Source organism: Pseudoalteromonas sp. GW168-MNA-CIBAN-0100 (assembly GCF_040309225.1).
GTDB lineage: Bacteria > Pseudomonadota > Gammaproteobacteria > Enterobacterales > Alteromonadaceae > Pseudoalteromonas > Pseudoalteromonas arctica.
Genome location: NZ_JBEOOL010000909.1, coordinates 1 through 248, shown reverse-complemented (window position 1 = coordinate 248; position 248 = coordinate 1). Strand labels below are relative to the sequence as shown.

The window sequence follows — 248 nt, the reverse complement described above, 5'->3', positions numbered from 1 at the left end:
CCTAAATACATAGGATTACGAGAATACGCATAAAAGCCGTTTACTTTTAGCTCATCGGGCCCTTGTGGGTCTATTCCTGAACGCCAAAGTGATGCCATATTAAAATGCACCACCATAGTTAATATAAAACCAACAGTTAATAAAGCATTACCTAGCATTACGCCTGGCCATGTATTTAACGGCACAAAAATTCCGAGGTAGTTATCGGTTGCAGGTATAAATACTCTTACAACACACACCAACCAAAT

1 protein-coding gene is annotated in these 248 nt (G+C 39.1%); it reads right to left on the bottom strand.

Translation table 11 applies throughout. The features are described from left to right. Window positions 1–248: methyltransferase family protein (locus AAEY62_RS23965; protein ID WP_502935566.1), on the bottom strand; the 248-nt coding region annotated here is incomplete at both ends.